Genomic DNA, 22,804 nt, shown 5'->3' with positions numbered 1-22,804 from the left:
AAGATGAATAATTATTTTTGAAAGCACAAAAGGGAGCTATAGCTCCCTCATATGGTTTACCTGTTATTTTTAGAATTCGTGATCAGCGGTATCAGGATTCAAGTTTTCGATACCGAGCACTTTGGCACTGGCTTCAATGGCTCGGGTTTGCTCGACTAAAGCCATAATGGCACCATTAATCAGAGCATGACCTTGCAGATTGTCAGCCGCAATGAGTTGGTCAAAGTGAACCCCATTAGTTTCGGCACTTTCTACTAACTTAGCCGTTTGCGCCATTGATTGAGCAAATGAGTAACGGTTATGCTCGGCAACTTTCGGGGCTTGTTGCGCCACCAATTGCGCCAAACTGGCACCGCTAAAGCGCGAACCATCTAAACGCTGAAACTCAGCGAAATAGACATTGCTGATGCCACGGTTATTGTAGTAATGAGAGTTATGGGTATTGTCACTAAAACAATCGTGCTCATCTTCGGTGGAATTGGCTTCTAAAGCGACTTTCATCCGCTCGCCAGCAAGCTCGCCCAAAGATAAGCTACCCATGCCAAACATCATTCGGCGCAAGGCCTGTTCACTCGGTTCGGCCATGAGTTGCGTTTGGTAATCACCGCCTTTAGCCCACTGCTGACTCATCCAAGCTAAATCGCTCACCAGTAATTCACTCACCGCCGCTAGATAATCGCCCCTGCGTTCACAGTGACCATGAGTACAAGCTTCACCCTTGACATAATCAGTATAAGATCGCTCTCCTGCGCCGGGCTCTGTACCATGCAAATCTTGCCCCCATAATAAGAATTCAATCGCATGATAACCAGTTGCGACATTCGCTTCGGAGCCAGCAAGCTCATTCAGTGAAGCCAATAATTCAGGGGTAATATTCGATAAATCAATTGCTTGCTCGCCTACCTGAAGAGTGGTATTGGCAATAATATTTGCAGTCGCACCAGGATTACCCAGTTCATATTGGTAATCACTCGCCACATAATCGATCAGGCCTTCATCCAAGGGCCAAGCATTTAATTGGCCTTCCCAATCATCAACGATTGGATTACCAAAACGAAACACTTCACTTTGCTGATAAAAACGACGGGCGACTTTCCAAGCTTGCTTCGCGGCCAGTAAATGCTGAGCTGAAGGTGCTTGGATAAGAGCCTGAGTAGTCTCTTGCAGCCTTAAAGCACTGCTATGTGCATCACTATATACAGCATGCGCCAATGCCGCATAATCTGCGACAACCTCTGTTTGTGTCACTTGAGCATACACACTGGTGGTCAGCAAGGCCGCTGACCCTAAGGCAATTTTAAATACGTGCATCGTCATCCCTTTCGATAATCTATATGATAATTGTTATCATTATCTTTGAGGCATGCTTTTAAGTAAACAAAAACTTGACCTTTTGTAACAAGAACACAACAGGAAACCTAATGCACTGACATTTAATAACTTACAAAATGTCATTTGCCTGTCACATAATTTTTGTTAAATGCTCGCCGTCAGTTTGTTTTACAACTCACTTGAGGATTAAATCATGCTTAGCACCGTAAATGGAAAACAGTTTTGGAAGGCTTTACGCAAAAAGGGGATACCGCCATCGGTATTCGCAATGAAGGCCAATTGTTCATTAAATAGTGTATATAACTTAAAAGAACGTAGCTATATACCCGTTAAATTTGCGCAAGTATTAGACAGTATTCAGTAAGCAATATCAGCCTTGGAAAGGTGCAACAACCAGCCGCCTTATTCGCACATCAAGTATTTACTGCCTTAGACAGCTGCCGTGACCGACATCTCAACTAAAATTTCTTGTCGAGCCATATGTGCTTGCACGCAAGCCCGAGCGGGCGGCGTCACATCACTAACCCATGCATCCCACACTTTGTTCATTTCTACAAAATCATCCATGCTGCGCAAATAAATAGTCACGCTTAATAGCTTCGACTTATCGGAACCAACGCTTGCCAGCAGTTGTTCCACTTTTTCAATCGTGGTACGCGTTTGCTCGGCAATACCATGGGCTGTGTCTTTAGCCACTTGGCCACATAAGTATACGGTATTATTGTGAACCACAGCTCGGCTCATTCGGGCTTTACTTTCAAAGTGTTGAATAGACATGTTAGGGCCTTAATAAATAGACTCGCAGTGCGAGTAAGCAAACAATAGATGATGTTAACGCGCTAACGATAGCGGGTAATGACGTTGCCCAGCCAATTGCTCAGCCAATTCCAGCACCTGCTGATAGGCGATACCTTGAGTGCTTTGTAATTCATTCATCACCGCATTGGAGGCCTCGGCATTGAGTAAACCTAACTCACAAATATTCTTAATGATTTGCTCCGCGGCACTTAAGGCAGAAGAAAACTTAACAATTTCGGTTCGTGCGTAATGTGTCTTATCAAAAGATACACTGGCTGCACGTAGGCTTGGATCACTCCCCGGGATTTGCTGTGCCCCAAACAGTGGCCGACCCGCCACAGCAGCATCTTTAAAACTAGGTAGGTAACGGGACATATGTTTGACAGCCTCTGCGGTGCGTAGCTCAACCTCTTCGCTTTGCCAGCCTTGAGTGAGCTTACGAGTCAGTAAAGGACTCAACTCGGGCTGAGCGCTATGCTCGCTAGATTTAACCAAACCGCCTTTAAACAAGGTAATGGTATCGGTCATCCCATGCAGTTGAAATAAGCCATCGGGATAAGGGGTTAATTGCGCCATACCATTAGGGGTGCCGCGCTCACCATGCACGATCAACTCAGGCCAACGGCCATTTTGACTCGGCCAATTGGCTAAGTAAGCGGCTTTAAACTCGACCATACGACTGCGGCTTAACTTAGCCATATCATCCAACTCGCCGCTACGATAACCACAGGCGTTAATCAGATAGTCTACTTCGATACTTTGGCGACCCTGCTGATCTTGATAATCAACGCGCCAACGCGGTGAGCCGCCTTGCAACAGTTCGATATGCTGCACCTTGGTTGAGGTAAGCACTGAACAATCGGCTAAACGCTGCGTCGCCAAGGCCACCGTAGCGGCAACCCGCAACAAACTTAAGCCATATTCTTGCACCTGCACAAAAGGGTATTTGAAAGCCGATAAATCCAAGTATTTAGCCACCGGGATCATCCAATCATCCATGCTACGAGGTTGCTGTAGCGGCTCACGTTTAGCCAGCGCTTCCAGTTGTTCTCGACTATATAAACGATAGTAATCTTCTGCGGCACCAAGTTTTTGATTTTGCGGATCTTGTTGAATTAAATCTGCATAGTGCGCCTGCAACTTTCGCAACCGAGGCAGCAGCGCTTCAGGTTCACCGGGATCATTCATGGGGACGCTAATCACCGTAGGACGAAGATTGACCGCATGCGGAAAGACCCGCAAGGTATTAATCGACTGCTCTAACAGCTTAAGGCACTGTGCATCGGATATTTCTCGATATAGGTTCCCTCCCGCATGCAAATGGCAGGCTGGCGGGCCGTTCACCAAACTTGGACCTTGTTCAAATAAACTAACCTTCGCGCCCAGCTCGGCAAGTTTTAAAGCAACTGCGGAACCGGCAATACCACCACCCACGATGGCAATCTGCGGAGAAAAGTCTGAATCTGTCCTCACTGGGGGAGTATTTGTCACTACACTGTCATCCACTGCTGAAAATATTCACTAGGCTCATCATTCTAACCGCCTCAATAGTGCAATGAAATACGCAACTGACAGATAGATCGATCGTAATATGAAGAAAACTAGAAGAAAAATTCAGAAATGAAAAAAGCCAGCTTATCAGCTGGCCTTTAAAATATTGGCAGGGGCGGAGAGATTCGAACTCCCAACATTCGGATTTGGAATCCGACGTTCTGCCATTGGAACTACGCCCCTGCAACGGAAACGAATTATACATAAGCCAGTTTAAAGGTAAAGCGTTTATCTCTCGGCTTTGTTTAAGCGAACAAAGAACCAGCAATTCAGCTAAAAAATCAACATTCTAGCCACATCAATTCAGCTGATTGCGCCAAGATAAGATAAGGTCTGCGAAACACTTTGCTTAAGCAGCATCAACAAACGAGGCTAAACGTTTTGCGCGCTAATCTTTGCCTTTAAAAAATCACTATGACTTAGATAGATCAAATCGGAGATTTGACGGATCAGTGCTTCTTCAAATGGATCTAAGGTTCCATCCACATAAGCAACCTTCCATAAGGCTTCGGTAAATTGATAACGTAATTGGTAATCGAGCTGCTTCACATGGCGAGTAAAATCGAAAACCGAAATCGCTTGTTGGGCCTGAGTTTGCGCTTGCAACAACAAATTCTCCGCCTCAACCTCGGTCAACTCGAATAAACGCTTCATCTTGGTCAAAATTATCGCGTTTTCACTATTTGTTTGTTGGTTATCACTCTGACTCAGTTGCACTAGCAAAGTAGCGGCCGCTAGTTCGACACTAAGATGTTGCTGTTCTGTTGAGCCAGTTGTGGCCTGAAATAGTTCTTTAAGCGCCTTGAGCATCGCATATCCTAAAAACAAGCAGGGAGGATTGAGCAGGATAAACCAGCTGATTTTAAAAACCAAATCTACCAGCCGAATCAACATTAAAAATGAAAAAGCCCCGTCGTATGACGGGGCTTTAAAAAGAATGGTGCCGATTGCCGGAGTCGAACTGGCGACCTACTGATTACAAGTCAGTTGCTCTACCAACTGAGCTAAATCGGCACACTGTTGGTACACGTTGATATCTGCTATCAACGGGGCGCTATTAAACGGATTTTCGGTGAGTTTGTCAACGCTGAAAAGCAAAAAAAAGAGCATCAATGATTCAAGTGCTAATTTATTCGCCAATCAAGCTACTTTATCCTCGTGCTTTAACAACTCAGGCTCCAATAATGCCACCGAATCAACCAGCACGGTGGTCTCCAAGCGATCGTCCCAGCGATGTAATTCTAATTGTCCATCCATGGTTTCACACAATAGGGTGCAGTTTTCAATCCAATCGCCATCGTTGGCATAAATCAATCCTTGCTGCTGACTCAACTCTGGGTGATGGATATGGCCACAAACAACAACATCAACCTGCTGACGAAGCCCTTCATTCACGACTGCTCTACGATAGCTAGCAATCGCCTGAGTCGCTTTCGCTATTTTCAACTTGATGTATCCCGCCAAAGACCAATAGGGATAACCCAATAGATGCCGAACTTTTCCAACACTACGATTTAAAAACAACAGCAAATCATAGAGGTGGTCACCCAATTTGGCATAAAAACGACCAAAACAAACTTCTTCATCAAACTGATCACCATGCAACATCAGTATTCGATGACCGCTGAGGCTGGTATATAGATACTGCTTAGCAACCACGATACTCCCTATATGCATGCCTTGATAGGCCTTGAATAGTTGGTCGTGATTACCAGGAATATAGACCACCTCACAGCCATTCTTATTCAAGTTCATGAGATGTAATAACACTTGATTATGCGATTCAGGCCAATATACCCGGCGTTTTAAAGCCCAAATATCAACGATATCGCCAACCAAAAATACCCGCTTGGCCTTGGTTTGCTGTAGCAATTGCAACAGCATCTCTGCCTTGCAATCTTTACACCCTAAATGAATATCTGATAGCCATAAGCTTTGATAAAGTTGTGTATTCGCCATACATTAGCCCAAACTTTCCCTGTTAAGGCTAATTTAAGAGACCGTCTTGATCAAAAAGTGACAATTTTATTACCAGAGTATGACAACGCTAACAAAGCACGGCTCTGGTTGCATTGCTTGGTGAACTAAACTCAATTAGTCTATTGTTTAGCAATGCGCGTGATAAATCTTCTCGGAGTACCATAACTCGTGACATCCCCTCCACCTAAAAAGCTACTTTCTATCGCTACTATTGGCGGCGGCAGTGGCCACTTTGTTTTATTGTCAGCCTTAAGAGATAACCAACAACTCGCAATTAGCGCCATCGTATCAATGACCGATAGTGGCGGTAGCACGGGCCGATTACGTGATGAACTGGGTATACTCCCTCCTGGCGATATTCTCAAATGCGTGTTAGCGCTCTCACCCTATCGAGAGCTGGCTCGAAAACTATTGCTAAAACGCTTTACCAAGGGGAAACGACTGACAGGCCATAGCGCAGGGAATATGTTGCTCACCATGCTGTCACAATATAGCGGCTCGTTTTCTGAAGGGATCCAAGGCTTGGCACAAATGCTCGATGTTGAAGGAGAGATACTGCCGGTGACGGTAGACAAATCAACTTTAGTGGCCGAATTGACCAGTGGTGAGCGCGTCTTCGGTGAAAGCGCCATCGATTTACCACGCGGAGACCAGCGAGAAAAAATCGCCAATGTTTTCTTGGTTCCGCACCACGCCGAGCAAGTCCGCGTTTACCCACCCGTAATTGAGCGGATCAATAGCGTGAAGGCGATTATCCTCGGCCCTGGTGATCTTTATACCAGTATCATTCCTAATTTATTAGTCCCAGGAGTGAAGCAAGCGATGATGAGTAGTCAGGCAAAACTGATTTACGTCAGTAATATTATGACTAAATTTGGCGAGACCGACGGCTACAATCTGGAACAGTTTATCGACGAACTAGAGCACTACCTAGGGCGATCTCTCGACGTGGTGGTGGTAAACCAGCACATCCCAAATCCAAACATGATCGCCAGCTACAATCTAGAGCGCGCTCAAGTCGTAGCGGTTGATAACCTTGAAGCACTTCAGCAACGCTACCAAGTGATTTACACAGATTTAATTGATGACGATAGTACTATTGTCCGCCATGACTCTGAAAAACTCGCGAACGCTCTTAGTCCTTACTTAAGCGATTTACATCTGCAGCAAGACGCCCTTGAGGTACTAGTAGATCCGCAGATCAAGGTGGGAGCCTCCGGCTAGGGCTGAAGCAGGTATCTGCTGAACCAAATCATCTAAGTGGGCAAATATGGGTTTAAGTGAAGGCTCATATTTGTTTTGCCAACGCCACTGAAAACGCTTGTTCCCTTCGGTCCATAACATCATTTTCTGTGGGCGATGCTGCTCGTTATACACCGAGGCTAATTGTTTTGGCACCTGCTGTAATAAACGATAAACCTCAACACAAATGCTTGAGGACAAATGCTGTACCGATTCACGACTACTACGATGGTCAACAAAATTTTCATGTACTGAATAACGATAATGCTCACAATCAAGCGTTAAACGAGTTTCTCCAAACGAACTTTGGGCAATAAAGCTTAACTGGAACTGTGGTACCGCCTTGTTAAATAAAATGACCCCTGCGCTAACGATACCTGCGATCAGCATCATCATCGCCAGCATGATCCAGTTTCTATTATTGCTCAGATTTGGCATATCATGGTTCACCTTGGGTTCTATTGTATTCAAGCTGGTTAACAATTATTTGTTTCCCTGCACATGACGAATGGCAAGTAACTTGTTACATCATTTAAAGGTAGGGGAGAAAGTCGCACTTGCAAAGCTTGTTAATGATAATAAAGATATTAGCGGAAAGGTTAGCGATTTGAATAAAAGGGAATACTCAAATGAAATGAATTACTTAGTTAATTGGCCCAATTTAGGCCTAGAATAATCCCCGTAAAATAAATTTATAAAGAAATTTTATACTGATATTACCACCTCGGCCTTAATTTTTGTTAGAATCGCCGGTCGCCAACAGCCTAGCTAAGTGAACTTATAGAAATGAATGTAAGCCAATATTTTAGTCAGAATAATCAACAATTTGTGTTTAGTCGCCAACAAGCTTGCAACTTTGCAAAAGGTGTTGCAAATGACTTTAACGCAATCCACGACGCTGATTCTTCTCGATTTTGTGTTCCCGGTGACTTACTTTTCTCGGTCATGCTCAGCCAACTTGGGCTAAGCCAAAATATGCAATTTACTTTCGCTGGCATGGTCACCGACGGTGTTCCTTTAAGCATCCTGCAAACCGAGCAACACTGTCAGTTAGTGGATCAAAGCGGTAAGGAATATTTAACAGTAGAGCGCAGTGGTGAAAAAATTAAAGATGATCAGATCATCGGCGACATCATTCAAGACTACGTTCGTTTCTCGGGTCGTAACTTCCCACATATTTTAGTACCTCTGTTAAAAGAACAAGGACTGATGCTCAACCGCAAACGTCCCTTAGTCATATACGAAAACATGAGTTTGCACTTAGACCGCCTCCCTAGTGCTTCTCCGCATTTAGAATTTGCCGGTGGCGAATATATTCCGAATGGCAAGCGTGGTGTAGCGCTATTGAGATTTACCATTTCAGAAAATGGCCAAGCAATAGGGACTGGTCAGAAGCGGATGGTTTTGGGGAGCTTATTACCTTACCAGCAATCTGAAAGTGATCTTTTAATCGCCAACTATGAAGGCTGTCGTCAGGCCTTTCTTGAGCGACAGCAATCAAGTAACAACTCAATTACTTAATGTGGGACAGGGGCAAGGCTGTATGGCTAAACACTTGCTGCAATACGAAGCTTGAACGTACCCCTGTAACTCCTTCGATACGGGTTAACTTCCCCAGTAAAAGTGCCTGATAGTGTTCCATATCAGGCACCACTACTTTTAACTGATAATCAGCGTCTGTGCCTGTCACCAGCACGCACTCCATCACTTCTTCATAAGCACTAATAATGTTCTGAAAATTCTCAAAGCGCTCAGGGGTGTGTCGGTCCATAGAAATATGAATATATGCCGTTAAATTCAAATTGAGTTTTTTCTTATTCAGTAGAGTCACATGCTTGGCGATTAAACCTGCATCTTCCAAAGCTTTCACTCTGCGAGAGCATGGAGAAGGCGATAAACCAATGAGCTCAGCAAGTTCCAAATTGCTGATACGCCCATTTTTTTGCATTAAGTCCAAAATCTTTTTATCTGTCCGATCTAAGCGCATACGCTACCCATTATTGTATGTTTATTCATCCTTAGCACATTTCACCCTAATTACACTAAACCATCAACAGTCATTGCAAAATAACACCCAATTAAAACAATATTAGCAAGCACTCTCCCGTAAATTTTAAATACACTATTTACAGTGAAAAATACAAGGTAACAGCAATTAGTTTACCCACTGATTGTCGTCATAGCATTTATCCAGTGCAACGACGCCCCTCTTAAGGCATCAATCAAGTGCCCACTAAGAGCCAAAGCAAATACCCTTTGCAAAAGTATCGAAACTGACTAAAGGTGGCCTTGGCCACCTTTTTGTTTATTCTTTTAGCAGTTGTTGTATGGCATTTAGTCGATCGCCATTTATTTCATTTTTTTTACCAAATTCGGTTGACTTAAACCGGTAAAATTCGTTTAATAGCGCCCGTCGCCCGGATAGCTCAGTCGGTAGAGCAGAGGATTGAAAATCCTCGTGTCGGTGGTTCGATTCCGCCTCCGGGCACCACCTTTAAAAGGCCTGCATTGATGCAGGCCTTTTTCGTTTCTAAACAAGCTGATTGCTGCCAGTCTCCCTCACATTGACTTTAAAAGCAGCAGTGCTCAGCATTGGCTGGAATTAGCCCAGCGGTTTACTTGAAAAGTGCTTCATAGACTCCCCCCGATAAGCTGCTGCTCATTCCACAGCCGAAAGAAGATGTTGACTTTTTGTTAACAAAAAGCTCTACTGGTAAGACCTCTTTAGTTAGGAGTCATTATGCTTCCCAGTGTCCGCAAAGCCAACACAACCCTTCGCTTATTTGGGATCTTTAAAGTGCCACTCATCTGGTACTGCCGCCCTAAAATTCTAGCGATAGATGAACAGCAAGTCGTTGTTAAAATCCCCTTAAAACGGCGCACTAAAAATCATCTCAATAGCATGTATTTTGGTAGTTTAGCGGTCGGTGCCGATGTTGCGGGAGGCTTCTTGGCTATTGCCAAAGCAGAGCAGTATGGCAAACGGGTTTCCTTGGCATTTAAGACCGTTGAGGCGCAATTTCTTAAACGGCCAGAGGCAGACGTTATTTTCACCTGTCGAGATGGTGCACTGATCGACCAGATGCTTCAACACACCATGAACAGTGGAGAGAGAGTCAATCAAGCGGTCACTATCATCGCCACCTGCCCTTCTATTAGTGGGGATGAGGTTGTGGCACAGTTTTCATTAACCCTATCGCTCAAGGCGCTTGTATAAGCGGTATTTGGCATCATGTGCATGGCAAGCTGGCTGCAATGCCTCGCCAATGCATTTCTCTGGCTATAGAGCGATATTGGGGGGCATGGAATAAGACCATAGAGCGTATTCCTCCTCCCCCAATCTGATGAATGATATGAGTAACTAATTGCGCAGAATAAATCTGCCGATCGTCAGGCATGAAGCGCAGTAACTCGTGGCTCCAATTAAAAGATACATAGCGCAGTTAGCGGTGATTTAAGCTGGCAACAATCAACAGATAATGAGTGAGTTTGCTATGAATGAACGTTGCTCAATAGCAGTGTGATGCGCTAACGTTCGCAATGCTAAACCCGCTATACCCCGCTCATTTATACCCACAAGCGCCACGCTGCACTTGACTCATGAATCTAGTCGTGATGTTCTGTTTAGCTTATTTTTATGAATATGTTGGTCCAGTATCAAATCATCACTGAAATGAAGTGAAGCGATTCATTGCCACCGAAGAAAGAGCTTCGCCGCGAGTACCCAGAATTTGATGCTTGGTCGGCCCCAATCACTGCAACCAAAAGGGTGTATTGCAGGTCAAAATGAGCCGCGAAAGATAGCCGTTCTTAAACTTAAAAATGACCTCATAGCAGAACAAGGAAACAAGGTAATGCCATTCAAAGATTTGTTGTTAGCACTGACCGTTGTTTTAGTCTGGGGCTTAAACTTTGTGGTAATCAAAGTCGCATTGTATGAACTGCCACCGATGCTATTGGCAGGCCTGCGCTTTAGCTTGGTCGCATTTCCCGCGGTCTTTCTAGTGAAACCACCTAAAACGCCGTTCAAATATTTATTGATGTATGGAATGGCGATTTGTTTTGGACAGTTTTTACTATTATTTTTAGCCATTCACTTGGGTATGCCTGCAGGCCTTGCTTCGTTGGTTCTACAAATGCAGGCCTTCTTTACTATTATGCTCGGGGTGTGGTTATTATCGGAAAAATTAAGATGGAATCATATTGTTGGTATCATCACCGCAAGCCTTGGGATGGCCTTACTTGCTGATGCAAGTTTAGGCACTGCAAACTCAAGCGGGATCCCTCTAATTGCTATCGTACTTACGCTCGGAGCCGCTCTGTCTTGGGCTTTGGGAAATATTAGCAATAAGCTGATCATGCGCGATGCAAATGTGTCGATGTTATCTTTGGTGATTTGGAGTGCCTTAGTCCCTATTGTGCCTTTTTTCCTTTGTTCTTTTATATTTGAAGCGCCGCAGATCAACGCTATTCAACTAACGAAAATTAGTAGCAAAACCATCTTTGCTTTGATCTATCTTGCTTTCATTGCCACGATCATCGGCTACGCCATTTGGGGAAGACTACTGAGTCAATATGAAACCTGGCGGATCGCCCCTTTAAGCTTATTGGTTCCAGTTGTAGGCATTCTAAGTGCAGCATTATTGTTAGGAGAAACACTCAGCGCGGGGCAACTCTTAGGCGCGCTCATCATTATCTTCGGCTTGCTGCTAAACATATTTGGCGGCTACATTAAGGGGGTACGACGGCTTAGCCCCAAATAAGCCTCAAGCTCAACAAATTCCTCCAGCAGATCCTTCTACAAGCTTGACTTTTTACAGCGATTTAAATTGGTGGTCTTAGATTACGACTCACGATAATTCAAGTAAAATGTGAGCCTCCCAATCCCCCCTTGCCTCAGCGCAGACATAAAAATAGTGATTCTATCTCGCTCCCTGATCGTTTGTCTGCGCTCTTATTCTCATGTTGTCTCCAGCAAAGCCAAAGTTTTAGGACGACAGTAAAGAACAACCCATTAAATACAAATGATTTTAATTCGCATTCGTATTGTGTATAGTAAGCCTTCTTAATTTGTTCCACAGGATATGGATAGAGCCTGACACTATGAAAATACTCAATCGCACTCTTATTGCCAACGCCGTATTACTCAGCTTAAGCCCCGCAGCTTATGCTGAAACCGCCAGTACTGTTTTCGATGAAGTCGTGGTATCGGCCACTCGAACCGAACAGAGCATTAAAGATATTTCTTCTAGTGTGAGCGCGGTTGGCTCTGAGCAACTAGAGCAACAAATGGCGAACAACCTAAAAGATAGCGTGCGTTACGAGCCTGGGGTGAGCACCACAGGCCAGGGACGCTATGGTACGACCGGATTTAACATTCGAGGGATGGAAGGAAGCCGTGTAAAACTCATGGTAGACGGCATTGAACAACCAACCCCCTATAATCCTGGTGGGGAAGTTATGAACAAGGGCCCTAATAGCTACGAAATTGACACCCTCACCTCTCTAGAAATTAACAAAGGGCCAGCCTCAAGCCTTTATGGGAGTGATGCACTGGGTGGTGTTGTGCTACTAAGGACCAAAAACCCTGAGGATGTCCTTGAGCCTGGCAATACCAATCATGTAGCACTGAAAGGTGCTTATAGCAGCGCCGACGAAGCCTACAAAACCACCATAGAAATCGCCAAACGATACGATAAATGGGAAGGTTTAGCTATTTACACCTATCGCGATGGCAGTGAGTACCAAAGCCATTCTTCTGGTGCTGATATAAATGGTCGTGACCGCGGTCAGGCGGATCCCTACAGCTTTGATTCACATAACTTATTGGCAAAAATAAATTTTCAGGCGAATCAAGCGCATAAATTTGGCTTAGTTGCAGAACTATATCAACGTCAAGCTGAGGGCAGGATCCTCAGCAATGAAGGCTATGGCATGTCGCCAAGCTTTACCTATACCAATGTGAGATCTGATGACCAAGATACTCGGCTGCGTCTGGGCATAAACCATACCTGGTTAAGTGAAAACGTCGCCTTCGATAAACTATTTTGGCAACTCAGTCATCAGCAAAGTAAAACCGAACACAATACTTTTGATACGACGGGGATCTACGGCAATCGTAACCGCGAACGGAATGGCGAAGACAGTAGCCTTCAGTTTGATGCTCAGTTCGATAAAGAATTGGTATTTGAGTATGGAAGCCACCAACTCAGCTATGGCTTAAGTGCTATCAATAGTGATTTTGAGCTCGACTATCGCACTCACTTATTCGATTCCGGCACCGTTAGCCCGGGAGAACCAGAAGTGCCAAATGCCGAGTCAGAAAAATACGGCGTATTTGTTCAGGATAATATTTATTTACTCAATGAATCACTGATCATTAGTGCTGGCCTGCGTTACGACGACTACACTGCAAAACCCAATGAGACGAGTGGTTTGATAGAGCATAACAGCGATGCACTGACCGCTCGATTAGGCGCAGTGTATCATTGGAACCAGAACTTCAGTTCCTTTGTTCAATATAGTGAAGGCTTTAGAGCGCCCTCTATCAAGGAACTATATTACGATTTTGACAATGCAAGCTACGGCTACGCCATGGTTTCTAATCCGGAACTAAAACCTGAACAAAGCCAAAGTTATGAACTAGGTTTGCGAGCGAATAATGCCGTCTCAACCATCGAACTAGTTGGCTTCTACAACGACTACACCGACTTCATTAATGCTTCGGTAGACTATAGCAACCCAAGCTATCCTGCAGGGATCACAACGAACGAAAATATTGATGAAGCTGAAATATACGGCGTAGAATTCAAGGGTAACTATTGGTTAGATGAAGCTTGGGGTGCTCCAGAAGGCAGTTATAGTCGAATTAGTGTTGCCTATGCACAAGGGAAGAATAAGCAAGATGGTAGCGCACTGGACACGGTTGCACCGCTGACTATCGTTTGGGGTTTAGGCTACGATCAACCACAAGACCTTTGGGGCAGCGAACTGAACCTAACCATGGTCGCCGCGAAGCAAGGGGATGATTGGTCAAATGAAGATAATGCCAACGCGCCAGGTTATGCCTTAGTTGATTTAACCGCTTACTACCAACCTCTCGAAAAGCTCACGTTACGTGCGGGCTTATTTAATGCCTTTGATCAAAAATATTGGCATTATTCTGACCTCGACGGCCAAGATAACGACGCCCAAGGACTGGATCGTTATAGCCAGGCAGGCCGAAATTGGGGAGTTGATGTCGCTTATCAATTTTAAAACCCCTAGCTGATGATTACAGGCTGTGTTCCAATATGAACATAGCCTGTATCCATTAGGCATTCAGAGTCTCTGTTACCGCGTTCAATACATCTTCCAACTGTTGCTCTTCAATATTCAAGAAGACTAACAAAGCATCATAAATGTCTTGCCATACGGCTTCTTCACTACTAACGCCCAACTTTCGATAAGCGCAGATACGAGCTATTTTCAAAATGGCTAACATCACCAGTGAGGATTTACCCAACTCCTGTGAACTAAACAGACCATCACTATCATGTTGGTAATAAATGGCTTCCACTATAACCTTTGGTAAATTCCATTGCTGCGCGATCAGAGCCGCTACCGTGGCGTGGGATGTTCCATATTGCTGACGCTCGGCATTCGCAAAATTAGCCCAGCCCATATCATTCGCCTGAACCAACAAAGCTTCGTAGTCCGCAAAAGAATGCAATAAGGCAGGTACGCCCGCTTGATGAAATAATCCCAACATATAAGCATTGTCTTTCGCACTTTCGAACCCTAACTCTTCAGCAGCGGCCGCAGCGCTAGTCGCTAATAAATTAGCCTCAAGCCAAAATGCATCTAAAGCTTTAGACTGTGGCATCGCCCCCTTAAGCGCCACCGCTTTCACAATAGGAAAAACCCGATTAATTCCCAAGGTCATCACGGCTTGATGGATCGACTTAATTTCGTGGCTACGACGAAATGCAGCTGAATTAACAATTTGTAGTACCGCCCCCGAGATCGCAACATCACTCGCAATGGCGTCGGCGATAGTTGCAACATGAGGTTCTGATTTTTTTGTTTCTTGAGTAATCGTTAACAATACCTGGGGGCGAGGCGGAATAGTTAAATCGGCTAAAATCGCTTTCTCAGCGGCTGTAATGGTTAATGACATACCGTCTCCGGACTTATACGATGGGTCTCGTTGCTGTGGGTTTTCTATAAAAGATCTAAACAAACTTAGTTCATTTACAGTTATATAAAATCTGCTTCAGCGCTTCAAGACCAAGTTGCTGAGTCAATTTAATATTGGTCTCGGGGATCCCTTCAGGATCAGGATGTAAACGGCTTAAACGGGTAATGGTTTGCTCTCGGATTAAATGCAGCATCGGATAAGGAGAACGATTAGTATAGTTACTGGGATCGTCTTTGGACGCATTCGCAAAACAATAATCAGGGTGAAAGCTCGCCACCTGGTATACACCGTTATAACCTTGCTCACCCAACAAACCTTCGGACCAATCAACGAAGTCCAAATAATCATAAAAATCACTTAACTGAGGGATAATAAATAAAGTGGTCTCTATTTCAGGCTGAGTATCCAGGATTTGACACTCCTCCAACAATGTCGCTAATTGCGCCTCAATATCGTCGCTATCGACAATTTTGTAACGAATAGAACCACGTTCAACTTCACGCTTCGCAAAGGGGCAAATATTGTATTTCACCACAAAAGATTGCAACCATTGATGCGTCTGCTGCTGTATCGCTGACACGAGTTGCGAACCGCCGCTAATCGTAGAACCTGACATGCCGTTTCCTTAATCTTGGCAAATAAGCACGCATGAAGTTATATCTAAATCACCCTTGTTACAACTCTAAAAAAGCCAAATACAGCTAAATTAAAAAATTAAATAGGGTGAGATTTGGCGTAGTCAACTAACCAGTCGGCCAACATGAGTACTCGTTTAGCTCGAAAACGGGCCGGGGGAAAGACCATCCAAAGAGGCTGACTATCGGCTTGCCAATCTTCTAATACCGCTTCTAAACGTCCGCTCTGTATCGCATCACGCAAGTACATCTCATGGCTGCGGATTAAACCGAAGCCCTGTAAAGCAGCTTGCTTTAATACATGCCCATTGGCACACGCAAAGGCCCCATTTACACTCACCGAGATCCGCTGTTGGCCCTGAACAAAAGGCCAATGCGTGAGACTTCCACACAAGCATTGATGCGACTTTAACTGCTCAGGATGCTGAGGGCGTCCATGTCGACGCAAATAGGCTGGACTCGCCACAACATGGCTCGCTAAATGCGCTAACACTCGAACCGGTAACCCCGAGTCTGGCAATGCCCCCATCCGAATAACAATATCAAAAGGCGCGGCCAGCAAATCTTCGCGTTGCGAAGATAAATCCAACTCCAGCTCAATATTGGGATATCGCTGACCAAAAGCTAACAAAGCGCCCGCTAACCACTGTTCGGCAAAAATGCCACCGACGGAGTTAATCACCACCTTTCCCTGCAACTGCTCCTGAGATTGCTGCGCGACCAACGCCCCTTGTTCCAGCTGTTCAAGGGCTAGCCGACAACTATGATAATAGCTTTGTCCGGCTTCTGTAAGACGCAGTTTACGGGTTGAACGAAACAGTAATTGCACGCCTAAACGTGCTTCGAGATCACTGATTCGCTGGCTTACACTCGCTTTAGAGCGACTTAGCTTTTCAGCCGCGGCGGTAAAACTGCCCGCGTCCACTACGGCCACAAAATCAAGCACGCCAGCAAACATATTACCCCCATTTAATGAACAATATTTCTGAATATTAGTAAAATATATAATAACAAAAGCACGGTAAACTCAAGCCACGCAACCCCATTATGAGAGCAACGACATGCATAGCAGAATTCTTGGAAAAAGTAGCTTAACATTAACTGAGTTAGGCCTGGGATGTTGGCAATTAGGTGGCGATTTTGGCCCAGTGAGTGAATCGCAGGCCCAGCAAATTCTGGATCAAGCATACGCCAGTGGGGTGCGCTTTTATGACACCGCCGACGTTTATGGCTCGGGGCGAAGTGAGCGATTACTCGGCCAGTTTGCCAAGCAACACCAAGACGTCATCATCGCCACTAAAATTGGCAGGGACGCCGCTCTATTTCCCGATAAATATCATAAGCAAGGCCTACAAAAAGGCATTGAAGCAAGCCTCAAGCGTTTGACAGTCGACCAGCTTGATCTGGTCCAACTACACTGTATTCCGCTGCCAGTACTACAAGATGGTGAAGTCTTTAGTTGGTTACAAGACTTTAAACAGCAAGGTTTAATTCGCCATTATGGAGCCAGTATCGAGTCTATGACTGAAGCTAAACTATGTCTTGCCGATCCTCAGCTTACCAGCCTTCAGGTGATTATTAACCTGTTTCGCCAAGAGGCGCTAGTTGAGCTACTTGAGCAAGCAGAACAGCAACAAGTCGGTATCATCGCTCGACTCCCCTATGCCAGCGGGCTGCTCAGCGGAGCCGTCACTGCGCAACGACAATTTGCCGAGAGTGACCATCGAAATTACAACCGAAATGGAGAGGCTTTTCATGTAGGAGAAACCTTTGCAGGCTTACCACTGGATAAAGCCTTAACGCTGGTCGCCCAACTACAACAGTTGCTACCGATCAATATTAGCTTAGCCGAAGCCGCAATCCGCTGGCTGCTCGATCAGCCCCAAATCACCAGCGTGATTACCGGTGCAAGTAAACCACAGCAAATCGCGCAAAATGTAAGTTATGCAAATCGGGCACCATTGCCAAACGAGTTACACCAAGATCTCGCAACATTCTATAAGACTGAAGTGAGTCCTTGGGTACGCGGAAACCGTTAACCGAAACAGACTCCGCAAAGTAGCGCACAAGCAAATCAGCTTCGCAGTGACTAATTCACCGCGAGGCTCAGCTGTAATACTTTTTACGCTCAAGCAACAGTAAGTCTGTAAATCTTTTTATCACAGCCAATCATCAGGCAACTAGCCTAATCAAACATGAGGACCTTATAAACAAGCCCGATCACTCGCTCTATAACAGTCTGTTCAGTGACTACATTTAGATACAGGCTCCTGAAAAAAGAAAAAATTTTCTTACCACTAATCTTGACACTTGAGACAAGAAAAACTAAGGGCTGTCATCTTTTAGTAAAAAAACCATGTTATAGCTGCTTAGCGGATAAGGAAATGGGAGTAAATCAGCTTATGCAACAGGACTTACAGCTAGAATTTAATCGGATTGTTGATGAAGGAGAAATAACAACCGTTTTCCAAGTGATTTGGGACCAGAATAATAATCGAATCCTAGGTTATGAAGCACTCACTCGCGGTCCAAAACATAGCTATTTCCGACATCCAGTGATTCTTTTTGAATATGCTCGACAATTTGATCGCTTACAAGAACTGGAGCTAGATTGTGCAATTTTAGCCAAACAACAATTCAGTAGGATGCGGTTAAAAGGCGCCTTATTCATTAACTTTTCTCCTGATACCTTATTGGCTATCTACCATCGACAGGGAACTTCAGCATTTGAAGCCCTGCGTAGTGACGACTTAAAGCTAGTTATCGAATTAACCGAACATCACCCCATTAATGTAGACCAAACCTTATTAGCCTGCATCACCGAATTAAGGAACCTCGGTATCAAGTTTGCCCTTGATGACTTTGGAGCGGGTTACGCTGGCCTCAAAACTTGGCTACAAATAGCACCTGAGTACTTAAAACTCGACCAATTTTTCTGTAATGAATTATTACATGACAATAATATCCCACTCGCTATATCCAGCATATTAGAAATAGCCAAACAAATAGGTAGCGAGGTCATTGCCGAGAATATCGAAAATGCAGAACAATACCAACAACTAAGCAACTTGGGACTCGGTTATATGCAGGGCTTCCATATTTCGCGACCAAGTGGTCGCCCTAAGGAGCAACAAACCGCCCCAGAGCGACCCAACCACAATGAACTCTTAACAGCCTTCTCATTGGCAAAAACGGTCACCGTTGTCTCTCCAGATATGTCGGCAAAAGAGCTACTCAACACCATGCTCGAGGATAAACAAATGACCAGCTTACCGGTGGTCGATCAGCAGTTACGGGTATTAGGCTTAATCAAAAAAGAAGAGCTTTTATCCCGTTATTCCAGCCCCTATGGACATTCGCTGAATTACCGTAAATCAGTAGCCGACTTAATGGATGCCAAACCCCTTATCATTGAGAGTGATACCAGCCTTAGCGAAATCGGTAGAAGATTAACCCAACATACTGCAAATGGCTTAGATGCCGCTTTTATTATTACTCAACAAGATAAGTACCTTGGACTTGGTCTCGCGGTTGATGTGATGCGCAAATTATCTGAATACAAATTGCAACTTGCCAGATATGCAAATCCACTCACCTTGCTACCTGGGAATGTGCCCTTACAGCGCAGCCTAAAAAACTTAATTCAGATCGGCAAGCCCTTCGATTTAGCCTACTTTGATCTGAATAATTTTAAGCCTTTCAATGACTGTTGTGGTTATGAACGTGGCGACCAAATGATAAAACTAGTCGCTGAATTGCTAAGGACTCATCTAAGTAGCAAAGCTCATTTTATTGGCCACCTAGGCGGAGATGATTTCATTGTCATTTTCATAGAAAATAACTGGCAGACAGCAGTAAGGCAACTCTTGGCAACTTTCGAACAACGCAGCAAAACACTCTATCGCCAAAAAGATCTTGACGCACAAGGGATCATTTCAAAAAACCGTGAAGGCCATGAATGTTTCTTTCCGTTAATCGGCTTAGCCGTTGGAGTGACAAGTTGGTTAGCTGAATATAAACTAAGCATAGAAGCACTCAGCGAAGCCGCGAGTCGCGCGAAAAAAGCGGCCAAACAAAATAACAGGTCCAGCCTATATATCGATCAAGCGGTAAGTTTAACAAGTAATTACGGCTAAAGCCTAAAGGCATTCTAGAGCAAACTATACGCGGTTAAGCAGAAAACTAACAACCTTATTATAGGCAATAAAAAAGCCCTACTCTTAAGAGCAGGGCTTGGTTATTTGGTGCCTAGCAGTGACCTACTTTCACATGGGGAGACCCCACACTATCATCGGCGCAGTTGCGTTTCACTTCTGAGTTCGGCATGGGTTCAGGTGGTGCCACAACGCTATTGCCACTAGGCAAAACTTAACTCTGAACAAAAAGGTCTAAGCCAAATAGCGTTAATTCAGAGTAAAAAACCCAGCACATAGCTGGGTTTTTAAAATAGGCGCCTGGCAGTGACCTACTTTCACATGGGGAGACCCCACACTATCATCGGCGCAGTTGCGTTTCACTTCTGAGTTCGGCATGGGTTCAGGTGGTTCCACAACGCTATTGCCACCAGGCAAAAACTTGTTGTCTTTAACATTCGAAAAAACTGACATATCCCACGAGCCTAACAAGCACTCTTGGTTCTAAAATAAAGTATCTATAAGCAACACCCTTTAGGTGTTGTATGGTTAAGCCTCACGGGTAATTAGTACAAGTTAGCTCAATGCCTCACAGCACTTACACACCTTGCCTATCAACGTTGTAGTCTCCAACGGCCCTTCAGAGGACTTAAAGTCCTAGTGAGAATTAATCTCAAGGCCTGCTTCCCGCTTAGATGCTTTCAGCGGTTATCAGTTCCGAACGTAGCTACTGGGCAATGCTATTGGCATAACAACCCAAACACCAGCGGTTCGTCCACTCCGGTCCTCTCGTACTAGGAGCAGCTCCCTTCAATTCTCAAACGCCCACGGCAGATAGGGACCGAACTGTCTCACGACGTTCTAAACCCAGCTCGCGTACCACTTTAAATGGCGAACAGCCATACCCTTGGGACCGACTTCAGCCCCAGGATGTGATGAGCCGACATCGAGGTGCCAAACACCGCCGTCGATATGAACTCTTGGGCGGTATCAGCCTGTTATCCCCGGAGTACCTTTTATCCGTTGAGCGATGGCCCTTCCATACAGAACCACCGGATCACTATGACCTACTTTCGTACCTGCTCGACGTGTCTGTCTCGCAGTTAAGCTGGCTTATGCCATTGCACTAACCGTACGATGTCCGACCGTACTTAGCCAACCTTCGTGCTCCTCCGTTACTCTTTGGGAGGAGACCGCCCCAGTCAAACTACCCACCAGACACTGTCCGCATCCCGGATAACGGGACAACGTTAGAACATCAACACTACAAGGGTGGTATTTCAAGGTCGGCTCCACATCATCTAGCGACAACGCTTCAAAGCCTCCCACCTATCCTACACATGTAGGGTCAATGTTCAGTGTCAAGCTGTAGTAAAGGTTCACGGGGTCTTTCCGTCTAGCCGCGGGTACACCGCATCTTCACGGCAATTTCAATTTCACTGAGTCTCGGGTGGAGACAGCTTGGCCATCATTACGCCATTCGTGCAGGTCGGAACTTACCCGACAAGGAATTTCGCTACCTTAGGACCGTTATAGTTACGGCCGCCGTTTACCGGGGCTTCGATCAATAGCTTCGCTTGCGCTAACCACATCAATTAACCTTCCGGCACCGGGCAGGCGTCACACCGTATACGTCATCTTTCGATTTAGCACAGTGCTGTGTTTTTAATAAACAGTTGCAGCCAACTGGTATCTGCGACTGCCGTCAGCTTAGGGAGCAAGTCCCATCACCAACAGCAGCGTACCTTCTCCCGAAGTTACGGTACCATTTTGCCTAGTTCCTTCACCCGAGTTCTCTCAAGCGCCTTGGTATTCTCTACCCAACCACCTGTGTCGGTTTGGGGTACGGTTTCGTATAATCTGAAGCTTAGAGACTTTTCCTGGAAGCAGGGCATCAACCACTTCATCACCTTAGTGACTCGTCATCAATCCTCAGCCTTAGACACCCGGATTTTCCTAAGTGTCCAGCCTACAACCTTAAACGCGGACAACCAATCGCCGCGCTGGCCTAGCCTTCTCCGTCCTCCCATCGCAATTATACGAAGTACAGGAATATTAACCTGTTTCCCATCGACTACACTTTTCAGTCTCGCCTTAGGGGCCGACTCACCCTGCTCTGATTAACATTGAACAGGAAACCTTGGTCTTTCGGCGAGGGGGCTTTTCACCCCCTTTATCGTTACTCATGTCAACATTCGCACTTCTGATACCTCCAGCAAACCTTACGATTCACCTTCAACGGCTTACAGAACGCTCCTCTACCGCACTTGCAAAGCAAGTACCCGTAGCTTCGGTGCATAGCTTAGCCCCGTTACATCTTCCGCGCAGGCCGACTCGACCAGTGAGCTATTACGCTTTCTTTAAATGATGGCTGCTTCTAAGCCAACATCCTGGCTGTCTAAGCCTTCCCACATCGTTTCCCACTTAGCTATGACTTTGGGACCTTAGCTGACGGTCTGGGTTGTTTCCCTTTTCACGACGGACGTTAGCACCCGCCGTGTGTCTCCCGGATAGTACTTAGTGGTATTCGGAGTTTGCAAAGGGTTGGTAAGTCGGGATGACCCCCTAGCCTTAACAGTGCTCTACCCCCACTAGTATTCGTCCGAGGCGCTACCTAAATAGCTTTCGAGGAGAACCAGCTATCTCCCGGTTTGATTGGCCTTTCACCCCCAGCCACAAGTCATCCGCTAATTTTTCAACATTAGTCGGTTCGGTCCTCCAATTGGTGTTACCCAATCTTCAACCTGCCCATGGCTAGATCACCGGGTTTCGGGTCTAATCCCAGCAACTATGCGCGCAGTTAACACTCGGTTTCCCTACGGCTCCGCTATTCGCTTAACCTTGCTACTGAAATTAAGTCGTTGACCCATTATACAAAAGGTACGCAGTCACCCCTCAAAGAGGCTCCCACTGCTTGTACGTATACGGTTTCAGGTTCTATTTCACTCCCCTCA

General features: G+C 45.3%; 18 protein-coding genes, 3 tRNA genes and 3 rRNA genes (1 of these 24 running past the window's edge). 9 read left to right on the top strand and 15 right to left on the bottom strand.

Annotated features, from left to right (window positions below; genetic code table 11):
• Nucleotides 1–69: 69 nt before the first annotated feature.
• Nucleotides 70–1,311: an imelysin family protein gene (locus tag ACRRSW_RS05155; protein ID WP_432454263.1), complete on the bottom strand. Its 1,242-nt coding sequence runs from the start codon at nucleotides 1,309–1,311 to the stop codon at nucleotides 70–72.
• Between the two features lie 214 nt (nucleotides 1,312–1,525).
• Between ACRRSW_RS05155 and ACRRSW_RS05150 the strand changes: the two genes are divergently transcribed.
• Nucleotides 1,526–1,696: a hypothetical protein gene (locus ACRRSW_RS05150; RefSeq protein ID WP_432454264.1), complete on the top strand. Its 171-nt coding sequence runs from the start codon at nucleotides 1,526–1,528 to the stop codon at nucleotides 1,694–1,696.
• 65 nt (nucleotides 1,697–1,761) lie between these two features.
• On the opposite strand, the gene ACRRSW_RS05145 is transcribed toward ACRRSW_RS05150, so the two are convergent.
• The 6 genes from ACRRSW_RS05145 to ACRRSW_RS05120 all read right to left on the bottom strand — a co-directional run bounded on the left by ACRRSW_RS05145 (nucleotide 1,762) and on the right by ACRRSW_RS05120 (nucleotide 5,640).
• Nucleotides 1,762–2,109, bottom strand: a complete 348-nt coding sequence (locus ACRRSW_RS05145) for a RidA family protein (RefSeq protein ID WP_432454265.1) — start codon at nucleotides 2,107–2,109, stop codon at nucleotides 1,762–1,764.
• A 54-nt stretch (nucleotides 2,110–2,163) separates the two neighbouring features.
• Entirely contained in the window at nucleotides 2,164–3,621 is a 1,458-nt protein-coding gene (locus ACRRSW_RS05140; protein ID WP_432454266.1) for an FAD-dependent oxidoreductase, read from the bottom strand.
• Nucleotides 3,622–3,788: 167 nt separating this feature from the next.
• Nucleotides 3,789–3,864, bottom strand: a tRNA-Trp gene (locus ACRRSW_RS05135).
• Between the two features lie 189 nt (nucleotides 3,865–4,053).
• Nucleotides 4,054–4,491 carry a TerB family tellurite resistance protein gene (locus ACRRSW_RS05130; protein WP_432454267.1) on the bottom strand — a complete coding sequence of 146 codons (438 nt, stop codon included), beginning with the start codon at nucleotides 4,489–4,491 and terminating at the stop codon, nucleotides 4,054–4,056.
• 128 nt (nucleotides 4,492–4,619) lie between these two features.
• A tRNA-Thr gene (locus ACRRSW_RS05125) sits at nucleotides 4,620–4,695 on the bottom strand.
• 126 nt (nucleotides 4,696–4,821) lie between these two features.
• Nucleotides 4,822–5,640 (bottom strand): UDP-2,3-diacylglucosamine diphosphatase, encoded by an 819-nt coding sequence (locus ACRRSW_RS05120; protein ID WP_432461058.1) that lies wholly within the window; start codon nucleotides 5,638–5,640, stop codon nucleotides 4,822–4,824.
• A 189-nt stretch (nucleotides 5,641–5,829) separates the two neighbouring features.
• Between ACRRSW_RS05120 and ACRRSW_RS05115 the strand changes: the two genes are divergently transcribed.
• Complete coding sequence (locus tag ACRRSW_RS05115; protein ID WP_432461057.1) at nucleotides 5,830–6,885, top strand: gluconeogenesis factor YvcK family protein; 1,056 nt, start codon at nucleotides 5,830–5,832, stop codon at nucleotides 6,883–6,885.
• Here ACRRSW_RS05115 and ACRRSW_RS05110 read toward each other — a convergent pair.
• A complete protein-coding gene (locus tag ACRRSW_RS05110; RefSeq protein WP_432461056.1) occupies nucleotides 6,847–7,341 on the bottom strand; it encodes a hypothetical protein in 495 nt (164 codons plus the stop codon). The two genes, ACRRSW_RS05115 and ACRRSW_RS05110, sit on opposite strands and share 39 nt — an antisense overlap.
• Nucleotides 7,342–7,689: 348 nt before the next feature.
• Here ACRRSW_RS05110 and ACRRSW_RS05105 point away from each other — a divergent pair, with 348 nt between their 5' ends.
• The gene (locus tag ACRRSW_RS05105; RefSeq protein ID WP_432461055.1) at nucleotides 7,690–8,424 is read left to right on the top strand and encodes a DUF3581 family protein; all 735 of its coding nucleotides are present in this window, start codon (nucleotides 7,690–7,692) and stop codon (nucleotides 8,422–8,424) included.
• Here ACRRSW_RS05105 and ACRRSW_RS05100 read toward each other — a convergent pair.
• Complete coding sequence (locus ACRRSW_RS05100; RefSeq protein ID WP_432454272.1) at nucleotides 8,417–8,890, bottom strand: Lrp/AsnC family transcriptional regulator; 474 nt, start codon at nucleotides 8,888–8,890, stop codon at nucleotides 8,417–8,419. The two genes, ACRRSW_RS05105 and ACRRSW_RS05100, sit on opposite strands and share 8 nt — an antisense overlap.
• A gap of 428 nt (nucleotides 8,891–9,318) precedes the next feature.
• On the opposite strand from ACRRSW_RS05100, the gene ACRRSW_RS05095 reads away from it, so the two are divergent.
• The 4 genes from ACRRSW_RS05095 to ACRRSW_RS05080 all read left to right on the top strand — a co-directional run bounded on the left by ACRRSW_RS05095 (nucleotide 9,319) and on the right by ACRRSW_RS05080 (nucleotide 14,160).
• A tRNA-Phe gene (locus tag ACRRSW_RS05095) sits at nucleotides 9,319–9,394 on the top strand.
• A gap of 249 nt (nucleotides 9,395–9,643) precedes the next feature.
• Nucleotides 9,644–10,120 carry a PaaI family thioesterase gene (locus tag ACRRSW_RS05090; RefSeq protein WP_432461054.1) on the top strand — a complete coding sequence of 159 codons (477 nt, stop codon included), beginning with the start codon at nucleotides 9,644–9,646 and terminating at the stop codon, nucleotides 10,118–10,120.
• A gap of 637 nt (nucleotides 10,121–10,757) precedes the next feature.
• Entirely contained in the window at nucleotides 10,758–11,666 is a 909-nt protein-coding gene (locus ACRRSW_RS05085; protein WP_432461053.1) for an EamA family transporter, read from the top strand.
• Between the two features lie 340 nt (nucleotides 11,667–12,006).
• Nucleotides 12,007–14,160, top strand: coding sequence for a TonB-dependent hemoglobin/transferrin/lactoferrin family receptor (locus ACRRSW_RS05080; RefSeq protein ID WP_432454275.1), 2,154 nt, complete (start codon nucleotides 12,007–12,009; stop codon nucleotides 14,158–14,160).
• A gap of 55 nt (nucleotides 14,161–14,215) precedes the next feature.
• On the opposite strand, the gene ACRRSW_RS05075 is transcribed toward ACRRSW_RS05080, so the two are convergent.
• From ACRRSW_RS05075 to ACRRSW_RS05065, 3 genes are all read right to left on the bottom strand, one after another.
• Nucleotides 14,216–15,061, bottom strand: coding sequence for an HDOD domain-containing protein (locus ACRRSW_RS05075; protein WP_432461052.1), 846 nt, complete (start codon nucleotides 15,059–15,061; stop codon nucleotides 14,216–14,218).
• 70 nt (nucleotides 15,062–15,131) lie between these two features.
• On the bottom strand, nucleotides 15,132–15,698 hold the full coding sequence (locus ACRRSW_RS05070) for a DUF1415 domain-containing protein (RefSeq protein WP_432454277.1): 567 nt from the start codon (nucleotides 15,696–15,698) through the stop codon (nucleotides 15,132–15,134).
• Nucleotides 15,699–15,796: 98 nt separating this feature from the next.
• Nucleotides 15,797–16,675: a LysR substrate-binding domain-containing protein gene (locus tag ACRRSW_RS05065; RefSeq protein ID WP_432454278.1), complete on the bottom strand. Its 879-nt coding sequence runs from the start codon at nucleotides 16,673–16,675 to the stop codon at nucleotides 15,797–15,799.
• A 103-nt stretch (nucleotides 16,676–16,778) separates the two neighbouring features.
• Here ACRRSW_RS05065 and ACRRSW_RS05060 point away from each other — a divergent pair, with 103 nt between their 5' ends.
• Together ACRRSW_RS05060 and ACRRSW_RS05055 are read left to right on the top strand one after the other, a co-directional pair.
• Nucleotides 16,779–17,756 carry an aldo/keto reductase gene (locus tag ACRRSW_RS05060; protein WP_432454279.1) on the top strand — a complete coding sequence of 326 codons (978 nt, stop codon included), beginning with the start codon at nucleotides 16,779–16,781 and terminating at the stop codon, nucleotides 17,754–17,756.
• Nucleotides 17,757–18,119: 363 nt separating this feature from the next.
• Nucleotides 18,120–19,853, top strand: a complete 1,734-nt coding sequence (locus tag ACRRSW_RS05055) for an EAL domain-containing protein (protein WP_432461051.1) — start codon at nucleotides 18,120–18,122, stop codon at nucleotides 19,851–19,853.
• Nucleotides 19,854–19,963: 110 nt separating this feature from the next.
• On the opposite strand, the gene rrf (ACRRSW_RS05050) is transcribed toward ACRRSW_RS05055, so the two are convergent.
• The 3 genes from rrf (ACRRSW_RS05050) to ACRRSW_RS05040 all read right to left on the bottom strand — a co-directional run.
• Nucleotides 19,964–20,079: ribosomal RNA gene (gene rrf / locus ACRRSW_RS05050) — 5S ribosomal RNA — on the bottom strand.
• Between the two features lie 90 nt (nucleotides 20,080–20,169).
• Nucleotides 20,170–20,285: ribosomal RNA gene (gene rrf, locus ACRRSW_RS05045) — 5S ribosomal RNA — on the bottom strand.
• 110 nt (nucleotides 20,286–20,395) lie between these two features.
• Nucleotides 20,396–22,804 (bottom strand): 23S ribosomal RNA (locus tag ACRRSW_RS05040); it runs 479 nt beyond the window's last position.

It is taken from the genome of Agarivorans sp. QJM3NY_25 (assembly GCF_050870875.2).
Taxonomy (GTDB): Bacteria; Pseudomonadota; Gammaproteobacteria; order Enterobacterales; family Celerinatantimonadaceae; genus Agarivorans.
The sequence above is the reverse complement of the archived record's forward strand: the minus strand, read 5'-3'. Positions and strand labels throughout refer to the sequence as shown.

What these genes read in the sequence shown, in the direction of transcription:
- ACRRSW_RS05155 (WP_432454263.1), bottom strand. Translation starts at nt 1,311, where the DNA reads ATGCACGTATTTAAAATTGCCTTAGGGTCAGCGGCCTTGCTGACCACC.
- ACRRSW_RS05150 (WP_432454264.1), top strand. Translation starts at nt 1,526, where the DNA reads ATGCTTAGCACCGTAAATGGAAAACAGTTTTGGAAGGCTTTACGCAAA.
- ACRRSW_RS05145 (WP_432454265.1), bottom strand. Translation starts at nt 2,109, where the DNA reads ATGTCTATTCAACACTTTGAAAGTAAAGCCCGAATGAGCCGAGCTGTG.
- ACRRSW_RS05130 (WP_432454267.1), bottom strand. Translation starts at nt 4,491, where the DNA reads ATGCTCAAGGCGCTTAAAGAACTATTTCAGGCCACAACTGGCTCAACA.
- ACRRSW_RS05120 (WP_432461058.1), bottom strand. Translation starts at nt 5,640, where the DNA reads ATGGCGAATACACAACTTTATCAAAGCTTATGGCTATCAGATATTCAT.
- ACRRSW_RS05110 (WP_432461056.1), bottom strand. Translation starts at nt 7,341, where the DNA reads ATGCCAAATCTGAGCAATAATAGAAACTGGATCATGCTGGCGATGATG.
- ACRRSW_RS05105 (WP_432461055.1), top strand. Translation starts at nt 7,690, where the DNA reads ATGAATGTAAGCCAATATTTTAGTCAGAATAATCAACAATTTGTGTTT.
- ACRRSW_RS05100 (WP_432454272.1), bottom strand. Translation starts at nt 8,890, where the DNA reads ATGCGCTTAGATCGGACAGATAAAAAGATTTTGGACTTAATGCAAAAA.
- ACRRSW_RS05090 (WP_432461054.1), top strand. Translation starts at nt 9,644, where the DNA reads ATGCTTCCCAGTGTCCGCAAAGCCAACACAACCCTTCGCTTATTTGGG.
- ACRRSW_RS05085 (WP_432461053.1), top strand. Translation starts at nt 10,758, where the DNA reads ATGCCATTCAAAGATTTGTTGTTAGCACTGACCGTTGTTTTAGTCTGG.
- ACRRSW_RS05080 (WP_432454275.1), top strand. Translation starts at nt 12,007, where the DNA reads ATGAAAATACTCAATCGCACTCTTATTGCCAACGCCGTATTACTCAGC.
- ACRRSW_RS05075 (WP_432461052.1), bottom strand. Translation starts at nt 15,061, where the DNA reads ATGTCATTAACCATTACAGCCGCTGAGAAAGCGATTTTAGCCGATTTA.
- ACRRSW_RS05070 (WP_432454277.1), bottom strand. Translation starts at nt 15,698, where the DNA reads ATGTCAGGTTCTACGATTAGCGGCGGTTCGCAACTCGTGTCAGCGATA.
- ACRRSW_RS05065 (WP_432454278.1), bottom strand. Translation starts at nt 16,675, where the DNA reads ATGTTTGCTGGCGTGCTTGATTTTGTGGCCGTAGTGGACGCGGGCAGT.
- ACRRSW_RS05060 (WP_432454279.1), top strand. Translation starts at nt 16,779, where the DNA reads ATGCATAGCAGAATTCTTGGAAAAAGTAGCTTAACATTAACTGAGTTA.
- ACRRSW_RS05055 (WP_432461051.1), top strand. Translation starts at nt 18,120, where the DNA reads ATGCAACAGGACTTACAGCTAGAATTTAATCGGATTGTTGATGAAGGA.